Genomic DNA, 20779 nt, shown 5'->3' on the forward strand with positions numbered 1-20779 from the left:
TAAGTCCTAAACGTCATAGTATGTTTATTTTGAATCGGACAGGTCACACGCCTGGCTGAGACTTGATGAAAATGACTCCGGCGTCAAATTGTCAAGTTAATTATTTCAACTTTCTTTAATAATTAAAAACCGTGTCACTTGTCACACAAATAAGCCCGCATTTAGCGGGCTTATCAACTTTCAAGGCTGGATAGTTACGGTATTAAGTACACCATGTGCACCGTGCCGCTATTCCCACTCGATGGTGCCGGGCGGCTTTGAGGTCACATCATAGACGACACGGTTGACCCCTCTGACTTCGTTGACGATGCGCGTGGCGCAGCGCCCCAGTACCGGCCACGGGAACTCATAGAAGTCCGCCGTCATACCGTCAGATGAGGTCACAGCCCTAAGCGCCAGCACGTCCTCATAGGTGCGGGCATCGCCCATAACACCGACCGTTTTCACCGGCAGAAGCACGGCAAAGGCCTGCCAGATCTGGTCGTAAAGCCCGGCCTTACGGATTTCATCAAGGTAGATCGCATCTGCATCCTGAAGCGTTTTGACCTTTTCCGGTGTAACTTCACCGGGTATGCGGATCGCAAGCCCCGGCCCAGGGAATGGATGACGGCCCACGAATGCGTCCGTCAGGCCCAGCTCTTTGCCCAGGGCACGCACTTCGTCCTTAAACAGTTCGCGCAAGGGCTCAACCAGTTTCAGCTTCATATAGTCAGGCAAACCGCCGACATTATGATGCGATTTGATGACGGTCGATGGCCCACCATGCGGTGACACACTTTCGACCACGTCGGGGTAAAGTGTGCCCTGCGCGAGGAATTCTGCGCCATCTATTTTAGCCGCTTCTTCGTCGAACACCTCGATAAACAGGCGACCAATGGTCTTGCGCTTTTTTTCGGGATCGAATTCACCCTTGAGCGCACCGAGGAACTTATCTTGCGCCTGAACGTGGATCAGCGGGATATTGTAATGATCGCGGAACAGGGTCACGACCTGCTCGCCCTCGTTTTTGCGCAAAAGACCCGTATCGACAAATACGCAGGTCAGTTGCTCACCGATCGCTTCGTGAATCAGCACCGCGGCAACGGAAGAGTCAACCCCGCCGGACAGGCCGCAGATGACCTTACCAGAACCAACCTGCTTGCGAATTTTCTCGATCATTTCCTGACGGAAGGCCGCCATCGTCCAGTCGCCTTTGAGGCCAGCGATCTCAAACAGGAAGTTGCGGATCATGTCGGTGCCGCGTTTGGTATGCACGACCTCCGGATGGAACTGCACCGCATAGAAGCGCTTGTCTTCATTGGCGATGGCCGCAAACGGCGCGCCCTCTGAGGTGGCAATGACCTCAAAGCCCTCGGGGATGGCGGTGACGCGGTCACCGTGGCTCATCCACACGGTCTCTTTGGCATCCAAACCTTTGAAAATCGGCGATGATTTGGTGATTTCGATCTCGGCGCGGCCAAATTCACGGTGATGACCGCTTTCGACCTTACCGCCCAGCAAATCGCACATCAGTTGCTCGCCGTAGCAGATACCAAACACCGGCAACCCCATATCGAACAGGGCCTTATCCACCGTGGGCCCGGCTTCGACCACGCTGTGCGGGCTGCCCGACAGAATGACCGCGTTGGGTTGCACGGTTTTCAAGGCTTCTGCCGCCTTGGTGAAGGGATGGATTTCGCAATAAACACCGCATTCACGCACCCGGCGGGCGATCAACTGGGTCACTTGCGAACCGAAATCGATGATCAGAACCTTTTCATGGTGCATGGGTTTTAAGCTTTCCGTTGATAGAGGGCGACGAAGAAACCGTCAGTATTTGAGGTGCCCGGCGACAGGCGTAAGCGATGGCTACCGTTGGCCAATTTGGCAAGAGCATCCGCGCCGTCAGAAGTGATTTGCGGCACACGCACAGCGTCTGCAATCGGGCGCGGCTTAAATTGCGGATGATCGGCCTCAAACCGATCCGCGGTCATGTCATTCTCATCCGGCAGGATCGAACAGGTCGCATAGGCCAACAGCCCGCCCGGCTTAACCAGACGCGAGGCGCGATGAAGAATTGCAGATTGCAATTCATGCAGTCGCGCCACTTCCTCTTCGGTCAGTTTATGAGCGGTTTCAGGCCGCCTGCGCCAGACCCCCGAACCGGAACAGGGCGCATCGACCAGCACCAGATCGGCCACGCCGATTAGGTCTTCAAGCCCGTCACCGTCCGTCGTCAACTGGCGAAACTCGGCCTCAAGGCCAGCACGGGCAAGGCGCGGCTTAATATTGTTCAGGCGCGTTTTTTCGACATCCGAAGCGATTAATCTGCCCGATGTTTTACCTTCCAGCGTCTGCATCGCCTGCAATAGGCCCAGCGTCTTACCGCCCCCGCCCGCGCAGTAATCGATCACCGTCATACCGGGTTTAGCACCGGCCAGAAACGCCGCCAGTTGCGAGCCTTCGTCCTGAATTTCGATGATGCCCTGCCTGAACGCAGGCAGTGCGCGCACATTGGGCGGCGGATCGGCCGGCAACCGCAGGCCAAACGCTGAATAGGGCGTCAATTCCGGCTTATAACCCAGCATCTCAAGGCCCTGACGGATCGGTTCGCGGTCGCCATTGACCCTCAGATCAATGGGCGCGCGCGGCAGCATCAGGGCCTCGGCCTCCTTCAGCCAGTCGTCACCATAGACGGCCTTGAGGCGCTCCGACACAAAGGCGGGCAGTCCCGCCTCCAGCCACTGCGGCGCTTCGCCCTCCCCCGCCGACAACCGATTGCGCTCCGCAAGCGAAAGCTTGGGCGGCGCATAACCTTCGCCGGTATAGAGCGCATCAATTTCATCGACACTCACCCCATCCAGCAGGTGTAAAGCGCCTAAAATCAACGACCTGCCGGAATCGGAATCCATTGCAAAAGACAAGCGCTCGCGCGAACGCAGGCATTGATATACCTTATCAGCGATCGCACGGCGGTCTTTTGAACCCGCATAGCGGTGGTTGCGGCCCCAGTCTTTCAGCACCTCTTCGGCCGCCTTGCGCGTCCCTTTGAGGATATCGAGAATGTCGGCAGCGGCGGCTAGGCGAGCAGCAGGGGTCAAGGTTTAGTCCTAAATCAACAAGGCGATCAGACAGGCGATGATACCAAACATCGATACGCCCCAGATCGCAAAACGAAACGGCCAGCCATAAGCATAGGCCGGAATATAGAATATGCGTGCCACCAGATAGACCGTGGCCCCGATCTGCGACAACTCAGATGAGCGGCCCCTCAGCGCCAGACAGATAATGATGACCGCAAAGAAAACAAAGGTTTCCTTGAAGTTGGTAAATGAGCGCTCAAGCCGCCCCGCCATGCCCGTATGCACCACCGGCTCATCGCGCGGGCCTGCCGCCCATTTCAGATTACCCTCCTGCCGACGCGCCGCCAGAGCCGCGATCGCCAAATGGATCAGGCCCAGGATCACAGTATAGACAAGAATGAACACTTCATTGGTCATGGACGGCTCCGGTACAGGTTCAAAACCGCCGAAAGCGGCGGCCCTGACTGATACGCTACTGGCGGTAGTTTGGAGCTTCGCGCGTAATCATCACATCGTGAACATGGCTTTCGCGCAGGCCCGCATTGGTGATACGCACGAATTTGGCGCGTTTCTGGAACTCAACGATATCGGGGGCACCAACATACCCCATCGAGGCCCGCAAGCCGCCGACCAGTTGGTGCACGACCGGCGCGATCGGGCCTTTGTAGGGTACCTGACCTTCGATACCTTCGGGCACCAGCTTCATGGTGTCCTGCACGTCCTTCTGGAAGTAGCGATCAGCAGATCCGCGGGCCATTGCCCCGACCGAGCCCATGCCGCGATAGGACTTATAAGAGCGTCCCTGATAGAGAATGACCTCACCCGGCGCTTCTTCGGTGCCCGCAAACATCGAGCCCAGCATAGCGGTCGAGGCCCCGGCGGCAATCGCCTTGGCCAGATCGCCCGACAGCTTGATGCCGCCGTCGGCGATGATCGGCACGCCGGTTCCCTCAGCAGCGCGTACGCAATCGATAATGGCGGTGAGTTGCGGCACGCCAACGCCGGCGACCACACGGGTGGTGCAGATCGAGCCCGGCCCGATGCCGACCTTAACCGCGTCAGCACCGGCATCGATCAGGGCGCGGGTCGCATCATAGGTCGCGACATTACCGGCCACGATCTGAACGTGGTTATAAGCCTTCTTGATGCGCTCAACGGCCTGAGACACCAAAACCGAGTGACCGTGAGCGGTGTCGATCACCACAACATCCACGCCCGCTTCGATCAGACCGACCGAGCGTTCATAGCCGGCATCACCGACTGTGGACGCCGCCCCGACCAGAAGCCGTCCGGCCTCATCCTTGGCCGCGCTGGGATAGGCCTGCGATTTTTCCATGTCCTTTACGGTGACAAGGCCCACGGCGCGGTAAGCATCATCAACCACAATGATGCGCTCAATACGGTGCTCAGCCATCAGATGACGAGCCACCGATTGCTGAACGCTGCCGTCTTTTAGGGTAATCAGCCCTTCGCGGACCATCAGTTGCGCGGCGGTTTTGGAATTGTCGCTTTCAAAACGGATATCGCGGTTGGTCAGGATACCGACCAGTTTGCCCGTATCGCGCTCGACCACCGGAAAGCCGGAAATGCCGCGCCGCGCGATGATATCACGCACTTCGGCCAGCGTTGTTTCGGGATTGATGGTGATCGGGTTGATGACCATGCCCGATTCAAAACGCTTAACTTCGCGGATTTCCTCGGCCTGACGCTCAATGCTCAGATTGCGGTGGATAATGCCCAAGCCCCCGACCTGCGCCATAGCGACCGCCAGACGTGCTTCGGTGACCGTGTCCATCGCCGATGACACCAGTGGGATATTGAGATTGATAGAACGGGTGAATTTAGATTTCGTATCGACCTGAGTGGGAACGACCTCTGACGGGCCGGGTTCCAGCAAAACGTCGTCGAAGGTTAAGCCTTCGCGTATTTCCATTACGGACTCTCCATTTTGCGGGTTGTTCCTAAGCCAAGCGGGTCTCTGCGTAAAGGGGCCGGTACGAAAAAATTGTTTCACATTCTGCTAAATCGGAGCAGTCTCGTGATTTAGGTTACCATGGGGGATATCCGGAATGACGATGATGCAACGTGTACTCTGGGCATGGTTTGCGGCCGCATTGATGCCGGGCATCGCCCTTAGCCTTTATCTGCTCATAATGAGCGGGGGCTTTGACTTATCTCTTCTTGTATTCGTTACGCTGCTTACAACCCCGATTACATTTATAATTGCGTCGCTGCATATTTTGATTTTGGGATTGCCGCTATTTTACAAACTGGAGACCCTAGGTCGCCTCAATCTGTGGACGTCAGCGCTTAGCGGACTGATAATAGCTGGCACGCCTTTTTTACTGCTGAGTTTAATGAACGCGCCTACCTCTCAGTGGCCCCCCATGATTATGAGCATCTACAGCGTCTCAGGCTTCTTCGGTATTATTGGTGGGATCAGTGCGTGGTGTGTCTGGCGATATACCGCACCGAAGGAAATCGTAACGGAAACCATCCCTTAACCACGCTTGTAACACCGGCCTTAATCACTTCGGGGTAGTGTGAACTATACCCTCACTTGATAAGGCGACACCATGAGCCATTCCACGCAGTACAAAATCGCCACAGGCCTTGTCTGGCTGTCGTACCGCCTGCGTCCACTGTTTGCCGGCCGGGTGTTTGGGGCCATGATGGAACGCCACCGCGCGCGCCTCAAGATCACGGGTGTATTGCCCGTGGTTAAGGCCTAAAACTAGAACCTCCCCTGTTGCAGGGGAGGCTGTCACTCAATCTAAAGATTGGGTGACAGGTGGGGTAAACGGCACATCAGTTACCTACAGTTAACCCCCTCTTTGATTTAAGCGATGCTTATATCAAAGCTCCCCCTACATCAGGGGGAGTTCTGCAAGCTACCCCTTAAACCCCATCGCCACGATAAAGGTCTCGGATGAGCCCTGACGGCTGGCCTTGGGCTTCATGTGCTTCACTTCGGTAAAATTACGCTTGAGGGTATCCAGCACAGCATGGGTTTCACCGCCCTGAAAGGCTTTGGCCACAAAGGTGCCGCCGGGTTTCAGGTTCAAAATGGCAAAATCAACAGCCATTTCAATCAGGCCAACGATCTTAAGGTGATCGGTCTGCTTATGGCCGACCGTATTGTGCGCCAGATCCGACAGCACCAGATCGGGCTTACCGCCCATCATTTCCATCAGCCGCGGGCCTACTTCCGGGTCAGTGAAATCGGCCTGTATAATCTCAGCCCCCGGCACCGGATCGACCGGCAGCAGATCAACCCCGACCACATGGGCCGCGCCGCGCTTTTTGGCCACCTGCACCCAGCCGCCCGGCGCGCAGCCCAGATCAACCACCCGCACCCCACGGTGCAGCAGCTTAAAGCGATCATCGATCTCAATCAGCTTGAACGCCGCCCGCGAGCGCCAGCCCTCGGCCTTGGCCCGCGCCACGAACGGGTCATTCAATTGCCGCTCCAGCCACTTGGCCGAGGATTCCGTGCGCTGCTTGGCGGTTTTGACGGCGGTGTGGCCCTTATTGCGGCCAGACAGATTACCGCCGGTTGGGGGCTTGACCATTTTGCGGCGCGCTTCGGGGGCGTCTTCAGGCGTTTTTTTATCGTTCATGGCAGGGCTATAGCGCGATTTCGTCGTCCGCAAAATGGCCTGACGTTAAATTACTTTTTGAATTACCGGCCACGATGGCCTAAGAGGGGCGCAATTGTATACGCTCAAGAGGACGCACCATGTCGGCTGATCCCGAAAACACCCTTATCCTGACGCTTGAAACCGGCGAAGTCGTCATTGAACTTCGCCCTGATCTGGCGCCAAACCACGTCGCCCGTATCAAGGAACTGGCCCGCGAAGGCTTTTACGACGGCATCGTCTTCCACCGCGTCATCCCCGGCTTCATGGCCCAGGGCGGCGATCCCGAAGGTCAGGGCTATGGTGGCTCCGGCAAGAAGCTTAAGGCAGAGTTCTCCAATGAAGCGCACGTGCGCGGCGTCTGCTCGATGGCCCGCTCGATGAACCCGGATTCGGCTGACAGCCAGTTCTTCATCTGCTTTGACGACGCCCACTTCCTTGACCGCCAATATACGGTCTGGGGTCAGGTCACGTCGGGCATGGAACATGTCGACGCCCTGCCCAAGGGTGAGCCGCCACGCGCACCGGGCAAGATCGTGTCCTTCCGCGTCGCTGCCGACGTCGCCTGATACGTAGCACAATCTTGATCTTTTAAGGCGCACGGCCCCGGCTGTGCGCCTTTTGACATTTTTGTCAAACTTACAAAAATCAACCATTCATTAAACGTCGGCGTATAGCTTAAGACGGCAGATCAAATAAAGGTACACCCGCTATGTCGATCAGGTCCCGGATTACGGTGCGGCTGGACGAAGACCATAAGGTCATCATGTTCAGAGTGGTGGGCGAAGTTGACGGCGCTGACATCGTCGACACCCTGATGAAAACTTACGAATCCCTTAGTGAGCCCTGGCAATATCATCGCCTGCTGGATCTGCGCCGGCACGATGGCCTGATGCACGTCAGCCATATTGATGATCTCAGATGCCGTTGGCAGGCGCTTGTCGGTGACCGCGTGACCATACCGGTTCGCGGCGCTATCATTACCTCGAACGCTTTGAGTTTTGCGCGATTGCCCAGTGTGCGTAAAAACTTTACCGGCAAACAAATCCATACCTTTCACAGTCTTGATGAAGGCATGGACTGGGTGCAGAACGGCATATTGCCTGAGTTTGAAGCCGAAGACACACCTCTGGCGGCCGGTTTTTAAGCTAACAAAGACTTAACGGATTTACCCTAGTCTATCTGTACCGCGTTTTCCGAAAGCTTCTGAATAAAGACCGCCGACATGTCCATTCGTCCGCGCCTCATCTTTGATGTCGATGAAACCCATCGGCTGATGACCGTCAAATATTATGGTGATCTGGATAGCAAAACCATAGCCACGTCTTTGGCAGAGCACTTCAAGACCCTTGATCAGCCGTGGCGGTATGACGCCCTGTTCGACATGCGCCGCTTTGAAGGCGTGGTCGTGCTCGAAGATTTGGCGCAGATGGCACGGGCGTGGAATCAAGGCACCAAAGGTAAGGATGCTGGGCGCCTCACCGCGATCGTCAGCAATGACCCACTGATATTCACCCGCCAGAAAGCCTACGAAGCGGGTCAGCCCTTACGCATCGTCAAAATATTTGATGATATTAATCAGGCCTCAAACTGGCTTACGACTATGCGAAAAGTCACCGACCCTAAGCTCGCCTCTTGACCTTTGGCGGCTTTGCCTGTTTGAAGCGGGCATGTTGGTATCCCAGTTCGATTTTGACCTGCCCGAAAGCGCTATAGCCTTGCGTCCCGCGTCTCCGCGAGAGCACGCACGCCTGATGACCGTAGATGGCAATGGCAATATCGGCGATCACCATGTTGCCGATCTGGTCAGTCTTATCCGGCCCGGTGACATTCTGGTCGTCAATGACACCAGGGTTCTGCCGGTTCAACTGCATGGTCAGCGTAACCGTGACGGCCACAGTGTTACGATTGAAGCCACGCTGATAAAATCCCTATCGCCGGTAATGTGGCAAGCGTTTATCAAGCCGGGCCGTCGGGTGCGGGTCGGGGATATGGTCAGTTTTGGTCATGAAGGCAGCGCGTCAACCTTAAACGCCACCGCCACCGCCAAGGATGATGACGGGCTCTACACCCTGTCGTTCGACCATAACGCCGAAGAGATGGGCACCCGCTTACATGAGATCGGCGGCATGCCCCTGCCCCCCTATATCCGCTCAAAACGCAGCGAAGATGAGCAGGACAAAACCGACTACCAGACCATTTTTGCGGCCGCTGAGGGCTCCGTCGCCGCCCCTACCGCCGGCCTGCATTTTACCCCCGTTACTCTTGAAACACTCACGGCTAAAGGGGTTGAGATCGCACAAGTGACCCTGCATGTCGGCGCGGGCACCTTTCTGCCGGTCAAGGTCGATGACACCCGTGACCATAAAATGCACGCCGAATATGGCGAGGTCACTCAAGCAGTTGCGGATAAAATCAACGCCGCCCGCGCCAAGGGTGGTCGCATCATCTGCGTCGGCACGACGGCTTTGCGGTTAATCGAAAGCGCCTGCGATGATGACGGCGTGATCCATCCGTTTGCTGATGAAACCTCAATCTTTATCACCCCCGGCGTGCGGGTCAGGTCAGCGGATATTCTGATGACCAATTTCCACCTGCCGAAATCGACCCTGTTCATGCTGGTCTGCGCCTTTTCAGGTTATGAGACCATGAAAGCGGCCTATGCCCATGCGGTTGAGACAGGTTACCGCTTTTTCTCATATGGAGACGCTTGTTTACTGAGTAATATGTCCCGTAAATAATCCTAAGCCGGGGGCACTTCATGGATGTAGCGATAGTTTGGGGAACCTTGATGCTGGCACCGCCAGCGGCTTTTGCCCTAATGGCCTTGACAAGAAAACACGTGCCGCGTTTCGCTCGCCCTGTCCTGATCGCTTCAGCCACTTTGATCGGTCTGGTTCTTTTAGCCATGATTCTGAAAATCGCCTTCATAAACCCGATAGCCAACATCGTAGCTTTATCTGTTGCCTACCTGGCCTACACACTGCTGTGGGCCGCCATTTGGCAGCTTGAAAGTCCGGCTCTGAAAATTTTACTCGGTATAGCCAGTTCTTTACCGATCGCTGCGGGTTACTTTTTTGCAGCCTTTGGAATGCTAGGGTTTATGTTTGCCGGTTATACATCCCCTCCCGTATATACAGCCAAAGTCGATGAACGATTTACCTGTGAGATAAGGTATCGTGACGGCGGCCCCTCTTACGGTACATATGAGGTGGGCGTGTATTACAGATGGGCAAATATTCCTGCGATACAGCAGCAGGTAGCCGTGTTTCCGAAAGATGCTAGGCATATGTCTAACTTTGAAGATGAATGCCCCTCATAGTTTCATCATAGCTTTACGGCAGCGTCCATCCTCGCTATTGACGCGCGATGACAGCTTTTCCCTTTGAACTTAAGGCCAGCGATGGTCAGGCCCGCACCGGTGTTTTGAAAACCCCGCGCGGCGATATCCCGACCCCGATCTTTATGCCCGTCGGCACAGCCGCGACCGTCAAGGCCCTGACGCTTGATATGGTGCGCCAGAGCCATGCCAAGATCATCCTCGGCAACACCTACCACCTCATGCTGCGCCCGACGGCAGAGCGGGTTAAGCGTCTGGGCGGCCTGCATAAATTCATGGGCTGGGATGGCCCGATCCTGACCGATTCCGGTGGTTTTCAGGTCATGAGCCTGTCGCAGATATCCAAGGTTACCGAAGATAACGTCACCTTTCAGAGCCATATCGACGGATCGCGCCACATCTTATCGCCCGAACGCTCAATCGAGATTCAGGCTGATCTGCTGGGCTCAGACATCGTCATGCAGCTTGACGAGTGCGTCTCCTACCCCGCCGATGAGGCCCGCGCCCAAAAAGCTCTGCAATTATCGGCCCGCTGGGGACAGCGCTCGAAAGCCGCCTTTGGCACCCGCGACACTCAGGCGCTGTTTGGGATTCAGCAAGGTTCGACCTTTGAGGCCTTGCGCCGCGAATCAACCGATCGGTTGCTGGAAATTGGCTTTGACGGCTACGCTATCGGCGGTCTGGCGGTCGGCGAAGGCCATGAAGCCATGTGCGACACGCTCGATTACTGCGCCCCGATCCTGCCGTGGGATCGTCCGCGTTATCTGATGGGCGTCGGCAAGCCAATCGATCTGGTCGAAGCGGTGGCGCGTGGTGTCGATATGTTCGATTGCGTCCTGCCAACCCGCTCTGGCCGTCACGGTCAGGTCTGGACGTGGGAAGGGCCGATTAATATCAAGAACGCCCGTTTTGCCGAAGACGACAGCCCGCTAGATCCCTCAAGCGATTGCCCGGCCAGCCGTGACTATTCAAAGGCTTACCTGCATCATCTGATGCGATCTGAAGAAATTCTGGGGCAGGTTTTATTATCGTGGCACAACATCGCCTTTTTTCAGGCGCTGATGATAAAAATCCGGGCTGCCATTGCCGCAGGTGAATTTGCTCAGTTCAGATCATGGTTTCGTGAAACCCACCTCGCTTCAAAGACCTAATCCTAAGACGTATGCGATTGCTAATGGCCAATTGCTGATATAAGTTCGAGTCATGAAATCAAGGGCCATAAAGCTGTGTGCGATGCTTATTTGTACAATGGCCATGCTATTGTGCGTAAGCGTCCCTGCACAGGCTGTCGCACTTCCGAGCGATGTGCAGATGGTTATGGCGCCCACAATGTCACATATGAAATGTTGTCCGGACTCTCAGCCGAACGGTCAGCGCAGTTGCGCTGTACAATGCCCTATTGTCATAGGACATTGTTTTGGGCTGGCATTATTCTTGGGGGTTTATGACGTTAAGTTCGATCAGATCAAGAATATTTTGACAGGCCTTAATAACATACCAGACGTGCCGCCCCCTCGATGAATCTTCGATGTCGAATACCACACTATTATTCAACATTTTTGGAGATTATCTAATGAAACTCATCTTTTCAGCGTCAACTCTTATGGCATTGTTATCAGCGACGTCTGTTTTTGCCGCCGCACCTGAAGCAATCACCAAGGCTGTACAGTCGTGTTGCACTTTGCTGTCAGCCTGTTGTGGCCTGCCTTGTTGCGGCTAAGTTAGCGTAGAGGGTACCCGTGCTATAACATATGGCACGGGTACTTTTATTATATCCGCTATAATTAGAACCTCCAATCGACGTACGATTGGTAATGGCATACAAAGACAAAGATACGGCCTCCGCGGATTGAAAGCGCGCCGCTTCATATCTAAGCAAGGTTTCCAAACCCGTGCTCAGGCTCAAAGGGCAGCGCAAGATTAGCCTATTTGTTCGAACTACGTACCGTGTTCGATGTGCGCACAACATCCGACGCCTCGATAACATCGCTACGGCGGCCACGCGGAGCGGTATCCTCAGCCATTTGCGGCATCACGGCCGGCACGAACCACGAAGGGGCTGCCGGTGGCGCGCAATTCTTGTTCAGACCGATCCCTTTGAGGTATGCCCGGCGGACAACGCCAGCCTGGGTGGCACGGTCGATGGATTTTTGATGTTTTTCAGCACCGGTAATTTTGCGCACCAGGCCACGCATCGGGATGATATCGCGGGCGGCTGATCTCACCGCACCTAATGTATAGTTGGTAGCGGCACGACCGCTCTTTTCCGTCATGTCGCTTTCAGGGGGCGGCGGCTCATCGAAATCATCGCCCAGAACTTCATCTAAACGGCGAATTTCAGCGGCAATGCCTTCGCAGCGCTCCATGCCGGTCAGGTCGTAGGTTTTGGTTGAGGCCCGTATCAAAATAGCCGGAATATCGTCACGGCGCAGATTGAGGTCTTCGAGGGGCGCCGCCAGCGCATCACCAAAACCATCACCGACATCCATAGCGCTCTTTTTCATGGTGGAGCCGATTTTGCCGTTTTTTGCCTTAGCCTTATCAGCATCGGCATATACGGGTTTTGATTCGACCAGAGACATCTCGCCCGCTTCGGGTTTAGATGCACACGCTGTCATGCCAAGGCAGGTAAGGGTTATAACCCCCACCGCGCGCCCTAAGCTCAACGAAATTCCAGCGATCACCGAAAACCTCCACACCTTTTACGCCATTAACCAATAAAACTGCGTCAAAATAAAGAGGATATGCTTGCGTAATCAGCAACACCTCTCTATGTAGTCCCTCACCAACCGCCGCCCGGCATTTCGGGCGGCCATTGAGGAGAGTGAGCTCTTAGCTCAGCCGGCTAGAGCATCTGACTTTTAATCAGAGGGTCCTGGGTTCGAGTCCCAGAGAGCTCACCATCTCACAAACCTCACGACATAATGCTCATTCGATTGTGGCGGCGCGCACAGTGCCATCTGATACATTTTGCCATCCGAGATCGTTGCCATATTGCATCACTCAAAAACCGCAAATCAAATACTGTGGTAACAGTGACACGATTTCAGGTGAGGTCAATACCGCAGATGAGTCTAACCGTTCTCTTCTATTATTTTATGACGGAACTTATAGGTTTTCGATTAGGGCTCGCTCACTCAAAATAAGTGACACCTAATTAGCTTAATTGGCCAGACGCATTTTGGGCAGGTAACGGCCATTTTCAAAGCGATCGAAAATCAGATCGGTTTGCGGGTGACGCAAAGGCTGCCCCGTATCATCGGCGTCAAGATTAGCCTCAGACGCGTAGGCAACATAACAACTGTCACCATTTTCAGCCAGCAGGTGGTAAAAGGGCTGGTTCTTTTCGGGCCGCACAGCCTCAGGAATGGCCAGCCACCATTCGTCCGCGTCCAGAAACTGCGGATCGACATCAAAAATGACGCCACGGAAATCGAACAGGCGATGGACAACGACCTGACCGATATCAAATTTTGCACTTCGTTGATGTGTCATCGGACTAACCGTTCTGATCCAGAATTCCGGACAAAATGCACAATTAAATTGTTACCCCCGCCCCAGATCGATTCGCATCGCTTTCATCAGGCCGCAGTCATGTTTTAGCGCGATTATTCAAAAAGGCCTTTCCCCTTCTCCCCTTGGTTGATAGTGTTTTCGCGAAGTGGGTGCATGTGGAGAGGATGCGGCAAAACCGCATCATTTCCAAGCAGACCGAAACATAAAATAACAATAAAAAAGCGGGGTATGAGCCATATGACAAAGGCTCCCTCTGACCACAACGGACGGCCTTCAGCCTCCGGCAAAGCCTTGAACCCCGCCTCGGACAGTCCGGGTGCGGCGCAACGTTCTGAGGGGTTGAAAAGACGCAGACACAGGCCTGCCCCGAAACCCGCAACGACCGATGTGGTTCACTACGCGGCGCTTGATCTGGGTACCAATAACTGCCGGTTGATGATTGCGTCTTTCCAAAATGGCCAGTTCAAAATCGTCGAAGCTTTTTCGCGCATCGTCCGCCTGGGCGAAGGGGTCTCATCGACCGGGAACCTGCAACCCGCGGCAATGGACCGGGCGCTGGCCTCGCTTAAGCAATGTGCTGAAAAAATCAAACGCCGCGATGTTGTCCGTATTCGTGCGGTCGCGACCCAAGCCTGCCGCGCGGCCGCCAATGGAGCCGACTTTATCGCGCGCGTTGAGCGTGAAACCGGTCTGAAGCTGACCATCATTTCCCCCGAAGAAGAAGCCCGTCTGGCCGTGGTCGGGTGCGCCTCCCTGCTCGACACCCCCGCCAAGGCCGCGATCGTTATGGATGTCGGCGGTGGATCGACCGAGATTTCATGGCTGGATCTCAGTCAGTATACGCCCCCTAAAGATATTGCGACAACCGGCAATCTGAAACTGATCAAAAACCACCCGCTGCCGAAATGCTGGCTGTCAATTCCCAAGGGCGTGGTCAATCTGGCTGAGCGGTTCCCAGAACCGAAAGACGGCGATCCCAAGGTCTGGTTTCAGGCGATGGTGGCTGATGTTCAGGCTGAACTGGAAAAATTTCGCGATGCCGACGGCATGACTGAGCATTTTTTCAACGGCGACACCTACATGATCGGCACGTCAGGGGCGATCACGTCCCTGGCCGGAATGCACCTGGGGCTGGAACGCTATGACAGGTCGCGCGTGGACGGCCTGTGGATGACCCATGACGACTGTAAGGCCGTAATCCATCGCTTATTGGAACTGGGCCAAAAAGGGCGGGAGTTTGAGCCGTGCATCGGCAAAGACCGCGCCGATCTGGTGCTGGCGGGGGCGGCACTGCTTGAGGCCGTGCAGAACCTGTGGCCATCCCAGCGCCTGAGGGTTGCCGACCGTGGCCTGCGCGAAGGTTTGCTGCTGTCGATGATCAAAAAGAAAACCCGGCGCCGACGCCGGCGCAAACCGGGCGCAAATAAACCGGCATAAAAAAAGCCCCGGATGTCCGGGGCTTTTTTGATTATTCGGCTTTCGTTGGCACTGTGATGTCGCAGGCGGAGAAATCAGCGCCCTTTTCTTTGCGGGTCTTTTCAATCAGATCGGCAAAAGCTTTTGAGCCGGTATTCATGACCTTAACCTTGGGACGGTCGGCTTCGGGAATGTCAGCCATGATCTGAACCTTGGTCATGGTGTCCGGATCAAGCGCCGGCTCACCGAGTTTCAGCTTACGCACCACATCCAATCCCTGCACCGTCATACCAAAGGCCGTATAGCGCTTTTCCAGAGCCGCATTATAAGAGCGCATCAGGAAGAACTGCGAATTGGCCGAGTTATTGTCACCCGCACGGGCCATACCCAGCACGCCGGCGCAATAGAGCCCCCAGGCGTGAACCTTACCGTCCTTGGCGATCGGGATCAGCTCCTGAACCTGTGACTGCACCGGCATGGCCCCAAGATAGCCAATTTGGGATCCACGCGGACGTGAGGCCGTTACCATCGGAAAATCAGCACCGTGACGGATGGTAAATTCACCGGGCACGTTGGGGAGGGTTGAACCGCCCTCACCGGTACCTTGCGGATCGCCGGTCTGGGCCATAAAGCCCTCAATCACGCGGTGGAATTTCAGACCGTTGTAAAAACCCTGACGGGTTAGTGTTTTCATGCGCTCAACGTGCTGCGGGGCCAGTTCGGGGTACATTTCAACAACCACACGACCTTTGCTGGTGTCGATCACCAGCGTGTTTTCCGCATTCAGGTCACGCCATTCCGATGCTGCCAAAGACTGAGATTGCGCGACAGCCGCACTGACCGGCGCCAGCGCCACAACGGCCGCCGTCAGCCCTAAAACTGCGGATTTAAATTTCAGAACAGACATCATGTCTTATTTTCCCACCTTCGCCAAAAGCCGTGCTGCCACGCTTTCCGATACAAACGGCGCAATATTGCCGCCCAATTGGGCTATTTCTTTGACCAAGCGCGACGCAATCGCCTGATGGCGCGGGTCAGCCATTAAAAAAACCGTCTCAAGCTCACGATTAAGCTGTTGGTTCATGGCTGTCATCTGAAATTCGTATTCAAAATCGGCCACAGCGCGCAAACCGCGGATAATCACGCTGGCGCCCACCTCCTGGGCATAGTGCATCAGCAGGCTGTCGAAGGCCGCCACCTCAACCCGATCCCCCAGATGCCGGGTCTCGAAGCGCACCATTTCCACCCGTTCTTCGAGTGTGAACATAGGCGTCTTGCCGATATTACGCGCCACACCGATCACTAATCTGTCGACCAGCTTGACGGCCCGTCCGATGATATCGGAATGGCCATTGGTGATCGGATCGAACGTGCCCGGATAAAGACCGATACGCATGAACAGCCCCCTCTTTTTTATTTATTCGGTAGCAGTGCCAGCATCAGTCTCGGGTTCTCCGGCGGCATCGCCCTCGTCCTCAGCACTTTCGGCCAGACGCTCCACCGACACAACCTTTTCGCCCGACGTGCGGAAGATGGTCACGCCTTGGGTATTACGACTGGCGATACGCACCTGCGACACACGCGTGCGGGTCAGTTGCCCGCCGTCGGTGACCAGAAGCAACTGATCACTGTCCTCTACCGGGAAGGAGGCCACCAGCTTGCCGCCGCGTTTTGAAAGGTCGATCGCGACGATCCCCTGCCCGCCCCGGCCGGTACGGCGGTAATCATAGGACGATGTACGCTTGCCAAAGCCGGTATCGGCAATGGTCAGGATAAACTCTTCGGCTGCGCCCAGTTCGGCAATGCGTTCCGGTGTCAGCGAGGCTTCGTCCGCACCTTCATCGCCGTCGTCTTCAACGGCCACAGACACGTCTTCGCCTTCTCCACTGACGGCGGCGCGCATGGCAGCCGCGTGTTTCAGATAGGCGGTCCGCTCCGCAGGCGTTGCCGCCACACGGCGTAAGATTGCCATCGAAATCACGCTGTCATCAGCCCCAAGGCGCACACCGCGCACGCCGGTTGAACTGCGGCCCGCAAAGACGCGCACTTCATCGACGGCAAAGCGGATCGAACGGCCCGACGCGGTCGACAGCAGTACATCCTGATCTTCGGTGCAGATGGCCACGCCCACAATCGCATCGCCGTCTTCCAGCTTCATGGCGATTTTGCCGGCGCGGTTGACGTTGACGAAATCCGACAGTTTATTCCGACGCACATCGCCGGAGCGGGTGGCAAAAATGATGTCGAGCTTATCCCAGGCTGCCTCTTCTTCCGGCAGGGCCAGAATATTGGTGACGACTTCGCCTTTATCGAGCGGCAGCAGGTTGACGAACGCCTTGCCCTTGGACTGAGGATTACCGAGCGGCAGCTTCCAGACCTTAAGCTTATAGGCCTTACCCGCCGATGAGAAGAACAGCATCGGCTGGTGGGTCGAAGCTGCGAAAATGCCGGTGATGGCGTCCTCGTCCTTCATGGCCATGCCGGAACGGCCCTTGCCGCCGCGATGCTGGGTGCGGTAGGCGGTCAGCGCCGTGCGCTTGACATAGCCGGAATGGGTGACGGTTACGACCATGTCCTCGCGCGGGATCAGGTCTTCGTCTTCAATATCGCCTTCGCCGTCCACGATTTCGGTCCGGCGCGGCACGGCGAACTGGTCGCGCACCTCAATCAGTTCATCACGGACAATGCCTAAGATTTTCTCACGCGACGACAGGATTTCAAGGAACCCGGCAATCGCCCCCGCCAGGGTGCGGGCTTCGCCAAAGATTTCGTCCTGCCCCAGTCCGGTCAGGCGCGACAGGGTCAGCGCCAGAATAGCACGCGCCTGCTCATCGGTCAGACGGACATTGGAGCCATCCAGCACGATCGAGCGCGGATCGGCGATCAGGTCGATCAGCGGCGACATTTCGCCGGCCGGCCAGTCGCGCGCCGTCAAACGCTCACGCGCTTCGGACGGATCGGCAGAAGAGCGGATAATGTGGATCACTTCGTCGATATTGGCGACCGCAATGGCCAGACCGACCAAGACGTGGCCGCGGTCACGGGCCTTGTTCAGTTCAAACTTGGTGCGGCGGATAACCACGTCTTCGCGGAACTCAAGGAATAGTTCCAGAAGCTTACGCAGGCCCATCTGCTGCGGCCGGCCATGATTGAGCGCCAGCATGTTGACGCCAAAGCTGGTTTGCAGCGCCGTATAGCGGAAAAGCTGGTTGAGGATGACATCGCCCGACGCATCGCGCTTAAGCTCAACGACGATACGCATACCCTGACGGTCGCTTTCGTCGCGGATGTCGGCAATGCCCTCAATGCGCTTATCACGCACCAATTCGGCAATATGTTCGATCAGGGACGCTTTGTTGACCTGATAGGGGATTTCGGTAACGACGATAGCTTCACGGTCTTTGCGGATGGTTTCCACGCTGGCCTTGGAGCGCATGATCACCGAACCACGCCCGGTCATCAGGGCCTGACGCGCTCCGGAGCGGCCTAAGATTTCGCCACCCGTCGGGAAATCCGGCCCCGGCACGAATTCCAGCAGTTCCTCAAGCGAAATATCAGGTGTCTCAAGTAAGGCCAGACAGGCATTGACGATTTCACCCAGATTGTGCGGCGGAATATTGGTGGCCATACCCACCGCGATGCCACCGGCGCCATTGACCAGAAGATTCGGGATGCGTGACGGCAGGACGGTGGGCTCTTCTTCCTTACCGTCATAGTTCGGCTGGAAATCGACCGTGTCCTTATCGATGTCGGCCAGTATCGGCATGGCAGCCTTGGCCAGACGGCATTCGGTATAACGCATGGCGGCGGGCATATCACCGTCAACCGAGCCGAAATTGCCCTGCCCGTCGATCAGCACCAGCCCCATCGAAAACGGCTGCGCCATACGCACCAGCGCCATATAGATCGCCGCATCACCGTGCGGGTGCAGACGCCCCATGACGTCACCGACCGGGCGGGCGCATTTCACATAGGACTTCTCAGGCGTATAGCCCGATTGCTGCATCATATAGAGAATGCGGCGGTGCACCGGCTTCAAACCATCACGGGCGTCCGGCAAAGCGCGTGAAACAATCACGCTCATGGCATAGTCGAGATAGGAGCGCTTCAGCTCATCTTCGATGGCAATATGGGCAATGCCGCCAGAGGGAATACCGGGAAGATTGGAAACAGTCATAAGGCTGCGGTCTTTGCGTTACGGATACGATGGGGAATCACTTAGACCACAAGTTAGCACGGCCCAAAGCGATCATCAAAACAGGCGTTAACCTCTAAACGGTAACGCGCCCCAAAGCAAATAACCGTCGCCATCAGATGTGGATATGAGCCGACGTCAAAGAAAAGGCGGTCCGAAGACCGCCTTTTTACATTACTGATTGGCCGCCGAAACATCGGTGCCGGTCTCAGACACCAGACCGCCACCCAAAGCGCGATAAAGATCGACCAGATTGGCCGAGCGATTATAGCGCGCCTGAATGAGGCCCTGCTGGGACTGGTAAAGTGTGCGTTGTGAATCCAGCAGGGTGATATAGCTGTCCACACCACGATCAAAGCGGGCCTGAGCCAGTCTTTGACTGTCAGTAGACGCGGCGACCACGCGCTCGGAAGCCGTAATTTGCTGATCAATGGTCGATTTGGTGGCCAGCGCATCCGCCACTTCGCGGAAGGCAGACTGAATGGCCTTTTCATAAGCGGCCACGGCAATATCGCGCTGAACCTGCGCGCTTTTCAGGCCCGCCCGGTTAGCGCCACCGGCAAAGATCGGCACCGAAATGGACGGCGCAAAGCTCCAGGTCGAGGTGCCGCTTGAGAACAGATCCCCGAATTCCGGGCTAACCGATCCGGTTGAACCTGTCAGTGAAATACGCGGGAAAAAGGCCGCGCGCGCCGCACCGATATTGGCGTTCTGAGCCTTAAGGTCATATTCGGCAGCCGCCACATCCGGCCGGTTGATCAGCACCTCAGACGGCAAGCCCACCGAAAGGTCGGAGCGCACGGCGCCGGTTTGCGGGAATGAGGTCGGCAGATATTCCGCCGGAACTTGTGATCCGACCAGCAGAGTCAGGGCATTTTTATCGCGTTCGACCTGCGCCGTCAGGGTGGCGACATCAGATCTCGCCTGCTCGGTCAGGATTTCAAGCTGACGCAACTGAAGCTGATCAGCCACGCCCAAATCAAAGCTGCGCTTGGTCAGATTATAGCCGTCCTCGCGCGCCTTCAATGTATCACGCGACAGGCGCAAAAGATCCTGATCCGCCGCCAGAGCCAGCCAGGCATTGGCCGTTTCCGCCATGAGCGAAATCTGAGCCGAACGGCGGGCCTCATCAGTGGCGAAATAGCTCTCTAACGCTGCCCGGCTGAGCGAGCGCACCCGGCCAAACAGGTCGAGTTCGTAAGACAGCCCCAGATTGGCGCTATAGCTTTCGGTCTCTCCCGCCGCCGGTGTGTCAGCCTTGGTGCCCGCCAAACCGGCATCGACATAAGGCACCAGATTAGCGCGCTGGATACGGTATTGAGCCCGCGCCAGTTCGACATTAAGCACCGCCTGACGCAGATCGCGGTTGTTGGTCAGGGCCAGATCAATCGTGCTTTGAAGCGCCGGATCAAGGAAGACATCCTTCCACGGCAGGCTCTCGGCCGAAGCCGTACCAGTGGTATCCGGTGCGATCGGCCAGCTTTGGGCGACCGGCATAAGCGGACGCTCATATTTCGGTGCCAGGGTGCAGGCGCTGAGGGCCAAAGCCCCCAGCACGCTGGTTGTCGTGAGCAGGACAACAGATTTTATACGCGTCATTATTTAGGTCTCC

The 20779-nt window shown here is 56.2% G+C and carries 20 protein-coding genes and 1 tRNA gene; 10 read left to right on the forward strand and 11 right to left on the reverse strand.

Annotated elements, in window-relative coordinates; translation table 11 throughout:
* Positions 1-228: 228 nt before the first annotated feature.
* From guaA to guaB, 4 genes are read right to left on the reverse strand one after another with little or no spacing between them, the layout of a single operon-like run.
* Complete coding sequence (gene guaA / locus PQU98_RS02955) at positions 229-1767, reverse strand: glutamine-hydrolyzing GMP synthase (protein ID WP_272743385.1); 1539 nt, start codon at positions 1765-1767, stop codon at positions 229-231.
* 5 nt (positions 1768-1772) lie between these two features.
* Entirely contained in the window at positions 1773-3080 is a 1308-nt protein-coding gene (locus tag PQU98_RS02960) for an RsmB/NOP family class I SAM-dependent RNA methyltransferase (RefSeq protein ID WP_272743386.1), read from the reverse strand.
* A gap of 9 nt (positions 3081-3089) precedes the next feature.
* Positions 3090-3479 (reverse strand): MAPEG family protein, encoded by a 390-nt coding sequence (locus tag PQU98_RS02965; protein WP_272743387.1) that lies wholly within the window; start codon positions 3477-3479, stop codon positions 3090-3092.
* Between the two features lie 55 nt (positions 3480-3534).
* A complete protein-coding gene (gene guaB, locus PQU98_RS02970) occupies positions 3535-4995 on the reverse strand; it encodes an IMP dehydrogenase (RefSeq protein ID WP_272743388.1) in 1461 nt (486 codons plus the stop codon).
* Between the two features lie 136 nt (positions 4996-5131).
* Here guaB and PQU98_RS02975 point away from each other — a divergent pair, with 136 nt between their 5' ends.
* Both PQU98_RS02975 and PQU98_RS02980 read left to right on the forward strand, forming a co-directional pair.
* Positions 5132-5566 carry a hypothetical protein gene (locus PQU98_RS02975; RefSeq protein ID WP_272743389.1) on the forward strand — a complete coding sequence of 145 codons (435 nt, stop codon included), beginning with the start codon at positions 5132-5134 and terminating at the stop codon, positions 5564-5566.
* A gap of 72 nt (positions 5567-5638) precedes the next feature.
* Positions 5639-5794: a hypothetical protein gene (locus PQU98_RS02980; RefSeq protein WP_272743390.1), complete on the forward strand. Its 156-nt coding sequence runs from the start codon at positions 5639-5641 to the stop codon at positions 5792-5794.
* A 159-nt stretch (positions 5795-5953) separates the two neighbouring features.
* On the opposite strand, the gene PQU98_RS02985 is transcribed toward PQU98_RS02980, so the two are convergent.
* A complete protein-coding gene (locus tag PQU98_RS02985) occupies positions 5954-6682 on the reverse strand; it encodes an RlmE family RNA methyltransferase (RefSeq protein ID WP_272743391.1) in 729 nt (242 codons plus the stop codon).
* A 119-nt stretch (positions 6683-6801) separates the two neighbouring features.
* Here PQU98_RS02985 and PQU98_RS02990 point away from each other — a divergent pair, with 119 nt between their 5' ends.
* The 6 genes from PQU98_RS02990 (at position 6802) to tgt (ending at position 11191) form a co-directional block, all read left to right on the forward strand.
* Positions 6802-7269: a peptidylprolyl isomerase gene (locus PQU98_RS02990; RefSeq protein ID WP_272743392.1), complete on the forward strand. Its 468-nt coding sequence runs from the start codon at positions 6802-6804 to the stop codon at positions 7267-7269.
* A 143-nt stretch (positions 7270-7412) separates the two neighbouring features.
* Positions 7413-7847, forward strand: coding sequence for a hypothetical protein (locus PQU98_RS02995; protein WP_272743393.1), 435 nt, complete (start codon positions 7413-7415; stop codon positions 7845-7847).
* 78 nt (positions 7848-7925) lie between these two features.
* Positions 7926-8339: a hypothetical protein gene (locus PQU98_RS03000; protein WP_272743394.1), complete on the forward strand. Its 414-nt coding sequence runs from the start codon at positions 7926-7928 to the stop codon at positions 8337-8339.
* Positions 8340-8370: 31 nt separating this feature from the next.
* On the forward strand, positions 8371-9441 hold the full coding sequence (gene queA / locus PQU98_RS03005; protein WP_272743395.1) for a tRNA preQ1(34) S-adenosylmethionine ribosyltransferase-isomerase QueA: 1071 nt from the start codon (positions 8371-8373) through the stop codon (positions 9439-9441).
* 20 nt (positions 9442-9461) lie between these two features.
* On the forward strand, positions 9462-10022 hold the full coding sequence (locus tag PQU98_RS03010) for a hypothetical protein (RefSeq protein WP_272743396.1): 561 nt from the start codon (positions 9462-9464) through the stop codon (positions 10020-10022).
* 47 nt (positions 10023-10069) lie between these two features.
* Positions 10070-11191, forward strand: a complete 1122-nt coding sequence (tgt, locus tag PQU98_RS03015) for a tRNA guanosine(34) transglycosylase Tgt (RefSeq protein ID WP_272743397.1) — start codon at positions 10070-10072, stop codon at positions 11189-11191.
* Positions 11192-11965: 774 nt separating this feature from the next.
* Here the strand turns inward: tgt and PQU98_RS03020 are convergent.
* Positions 11966-12622, reverse strand: coding sequence for a vWA domain-containing protein (locus tag PQU98_RS03020; RefSeq protein ID WP_272743398.1), 657 nt, complete (start codon positions 12620-12622; stop codon positions 11966-11968).
* Between the two features lie 244 nt (positions 12623-12866).
* On the opposite strand from PQU98_RS03020, the gene PQU98_RS03025 reads away from it, so the two are divergent.
* Positions 12867-12943, forward strand: a tRNA-Lys gene (locus PQU98_RS03025).
* Positions 12944-13202: 259 nt separating this feature from the next.
* Here PQU98_RS03025 and hspQ read toward each other — a convergent pair.
* The gene (gene hspQ, locus PQU98_RS03030) at positions 13203-13535 is read right to left on the reverse strand and encodes a heat shock protein HspQ (RefSeq protein ID WP_272743399.1); all 333 of its coding nucleotides are present in this window, start codon (positions 13533-13535) and stop codon (positions 13203-13205) included.
* Between the two features lie 258 nt (positions 13536-13793).
* On the opposite strand from hspQ, the gene PQU98_RS03035 reads away from it, so the two are divergent.
* Positions 13794-14993 (forward strand): Ppx/GppA phosphatase family protein, encoded by a 1200-nt coding sequence (locus PQU98_RS03035; protein WP_438263856.1) that lies wholly within the window; start codon positions 13794-13796, stop codon positions 14991-14993.
* 31 nt (positions 14994-15024) lie between these two features.
* Here PQU98_RS03035 and PQU98_RS03040 read toward each other — a convergent pair whose 3' ends face one another.
* The 4 genes from PQU98_RS03040 to PQU98_RS03055 form a co-directional block, all read right to left on the reverse strand.
* Entirely contained in the window at positions 15025-15882 is an 858-nt protein-coding gene (locus PQU98_RS03040; RefSeq protein WP_368408129.1) for a peptidylprolyl isomerase, read from the reverse strand.
* A gap of 3 nt (positions 15883-15885) precedes the next feature.
* Positions 15886-16368 (reverse strand): pantetheine-phosphate adenylyltransferase, encoded by a 483-nt coding sequence (gene coaD / locus PQU98_RS03045; RefSeq protein WP_272743400.1) that lies wholly within the window; start codon positions 16366-16368, stop codon positions 15886-15888.
* A 21-nt stretch (positions 16369-16389) separates the two neighbouring features.
* Positions 16390-19149 (reverse strand): DNA gyrase subunit A, encoded by a 2760-nt coding sequence (gene gyrA / locus PQU98_RS03050; RefSeq protein WP_272743401.1) that lies wholly within the window; start codon positions 19147-19149, stop codon positions 16390-16392.
* Positions 19150-19341: 192 nt separating this feature from the next.
* Positions 19342-20766: an efflux transporter outer membrane subunit gene (locus PQU98_RS03055; protein ID WP_272743402.1), complete on the reverse strand. Its 1425-nt coding sequence runs from the start codon at positions 20764-20766 to the stop codon at positions 19342-19344.
* Positions 20767-20779: the final 13 nt, after the last annotated feature.

Source organism: Asticcacaulis machinosus, from assembly GCF_028550435.1.
Classification (GTDB): domain Bacteria; phylum Pseudomonadota; class Alphaproteobacteria; order Caulobacterales; family Caulobacteraceae; genus Asticcacaulis; species Asticcacaulis machinosus.

Coding starts and splice junctions, on each gene's coding strand:
- PQU98_RS03010 (WP_272743396.1), top strand. CDS start 9,462: ATGGATGTAGCGATAGTTTGGGGAACCTTGATGCTGGCACCGCCAGCG.
- PQU98_RS03000 (WP_272743394.1), top strand. CDS start 7,926: ATGTCCATTCGTCCGCGCCTCATCTTTGATGTCGATGAAACCCATCGG.
- tgt (WP_272743397.1), top strand. CDS start 10,070: ATGACAGCTTTTCCCTTTGAACTTAAGGCCAGCGATGGTCAGGCCCGC.
- gyrA (WP_272743401.1), bottom strand. CDS start 19,149: ATGACTGTTTCCAATCTTCCCGGTATTCCCTCTGGCGGCATTGCCCAT.
- guaA (WP_272743385.1), bottom strand. CDS start 1,767: ATGCACCATGAAAAGGTTCTGATCATCGATTTCGGTTCGCAAGTGACC.
- coaD (WP_272743400.1), bottom strand. CDS start 16,368: ATGCGTATCGGTCTTTATCCGGGCACGTTCGATCCGATCACCAATGGC.
- guaB (WP_272743388.1), bottom strand. CDS start 4,995: ATGGAAATACGCGAAGGCTTAACCTTCGACGACGTTTTGCTGGAACCC.
- PQU98_RS02975 (WP_272743389.1), top strand. CDS start 5,132: ATGACGATGATGCAACGTGTACTCTGGGCATGGTTTGCGGCCGCATTG.
- PQU98_RS03020 (WP_272743398.1), bottom strand. CDS start 12,622: ATGTCTCTGGTCGAATCAAAACCCGTATATGCCGATGCTGATAAGGCT.
- PQU98_RS02965 (WP_272743387.1), bottom strand. CDS start 3,479: ATGACCAATGAAGTGTTCATTCTTGTCTATACTGTGATCCTGGGCCTG.
- PQU98_RS03035 (WP_438263856.1), top strand. CDS start 13,794: ATGACAAAGGCTCCCTCTGACCACAACGGACGGCCTTCAGCCTCCGGC.
- PQU98_RS02995 (WP_272743393.1), top strand. CDS start 7,413: ATGTCGATCAGGTCCCGGATTACGGTGCGGCTGGACGAAGACCATAAG.
- PQU98_RS03055 (WP_272743402.1), bottom strand. CDS start 20,766: ATGACGCGTATAAAATCTGTTGTCCTGCTCACGACAACCAGCGTGCTG.
- PQU98_RS02980 (WP_272743390.1), top strand. CDS start 5,639: ATGAGCCATTCCACGCAGTACAAAATCGCCACAGGCCTTGTCTGGCTG.
- PQU98_RS03040 (WP_368408129.1), bottom strand. CDS start 15,882: ATGATGTCTGTTCTGAAATTTAAATCCGCAGTTTTAGGGCTGACGGCG.
- hspQ (WP_272743399.1), bottom strand. CDS start 13,535: ATGACACATCAACGAAGTGCAAAATTTGATATCGGTCAGGTCGTTGTC.
- PQU98_RS02985 (WP_272743391.1), bottom strand. CDS start 6,682: ATGAACGATAAAAAAACGCCTGAAGACGCCCCCGAAGCGCGCCGCAAA.
- queA (WP_272743395.1), top strand. CDS start 8,371: ATGTTGGTATCCCAGTTCGATTTTGACCTGCCCGAAAGCGCTATAGCC.
- PQU98_RS02990 (WP_272743392.1), top strand. CDS start 6,802: ATGTCGGCTGATCCCGAAAACACCCTTATCCTGACGCTTGAAACCGGC.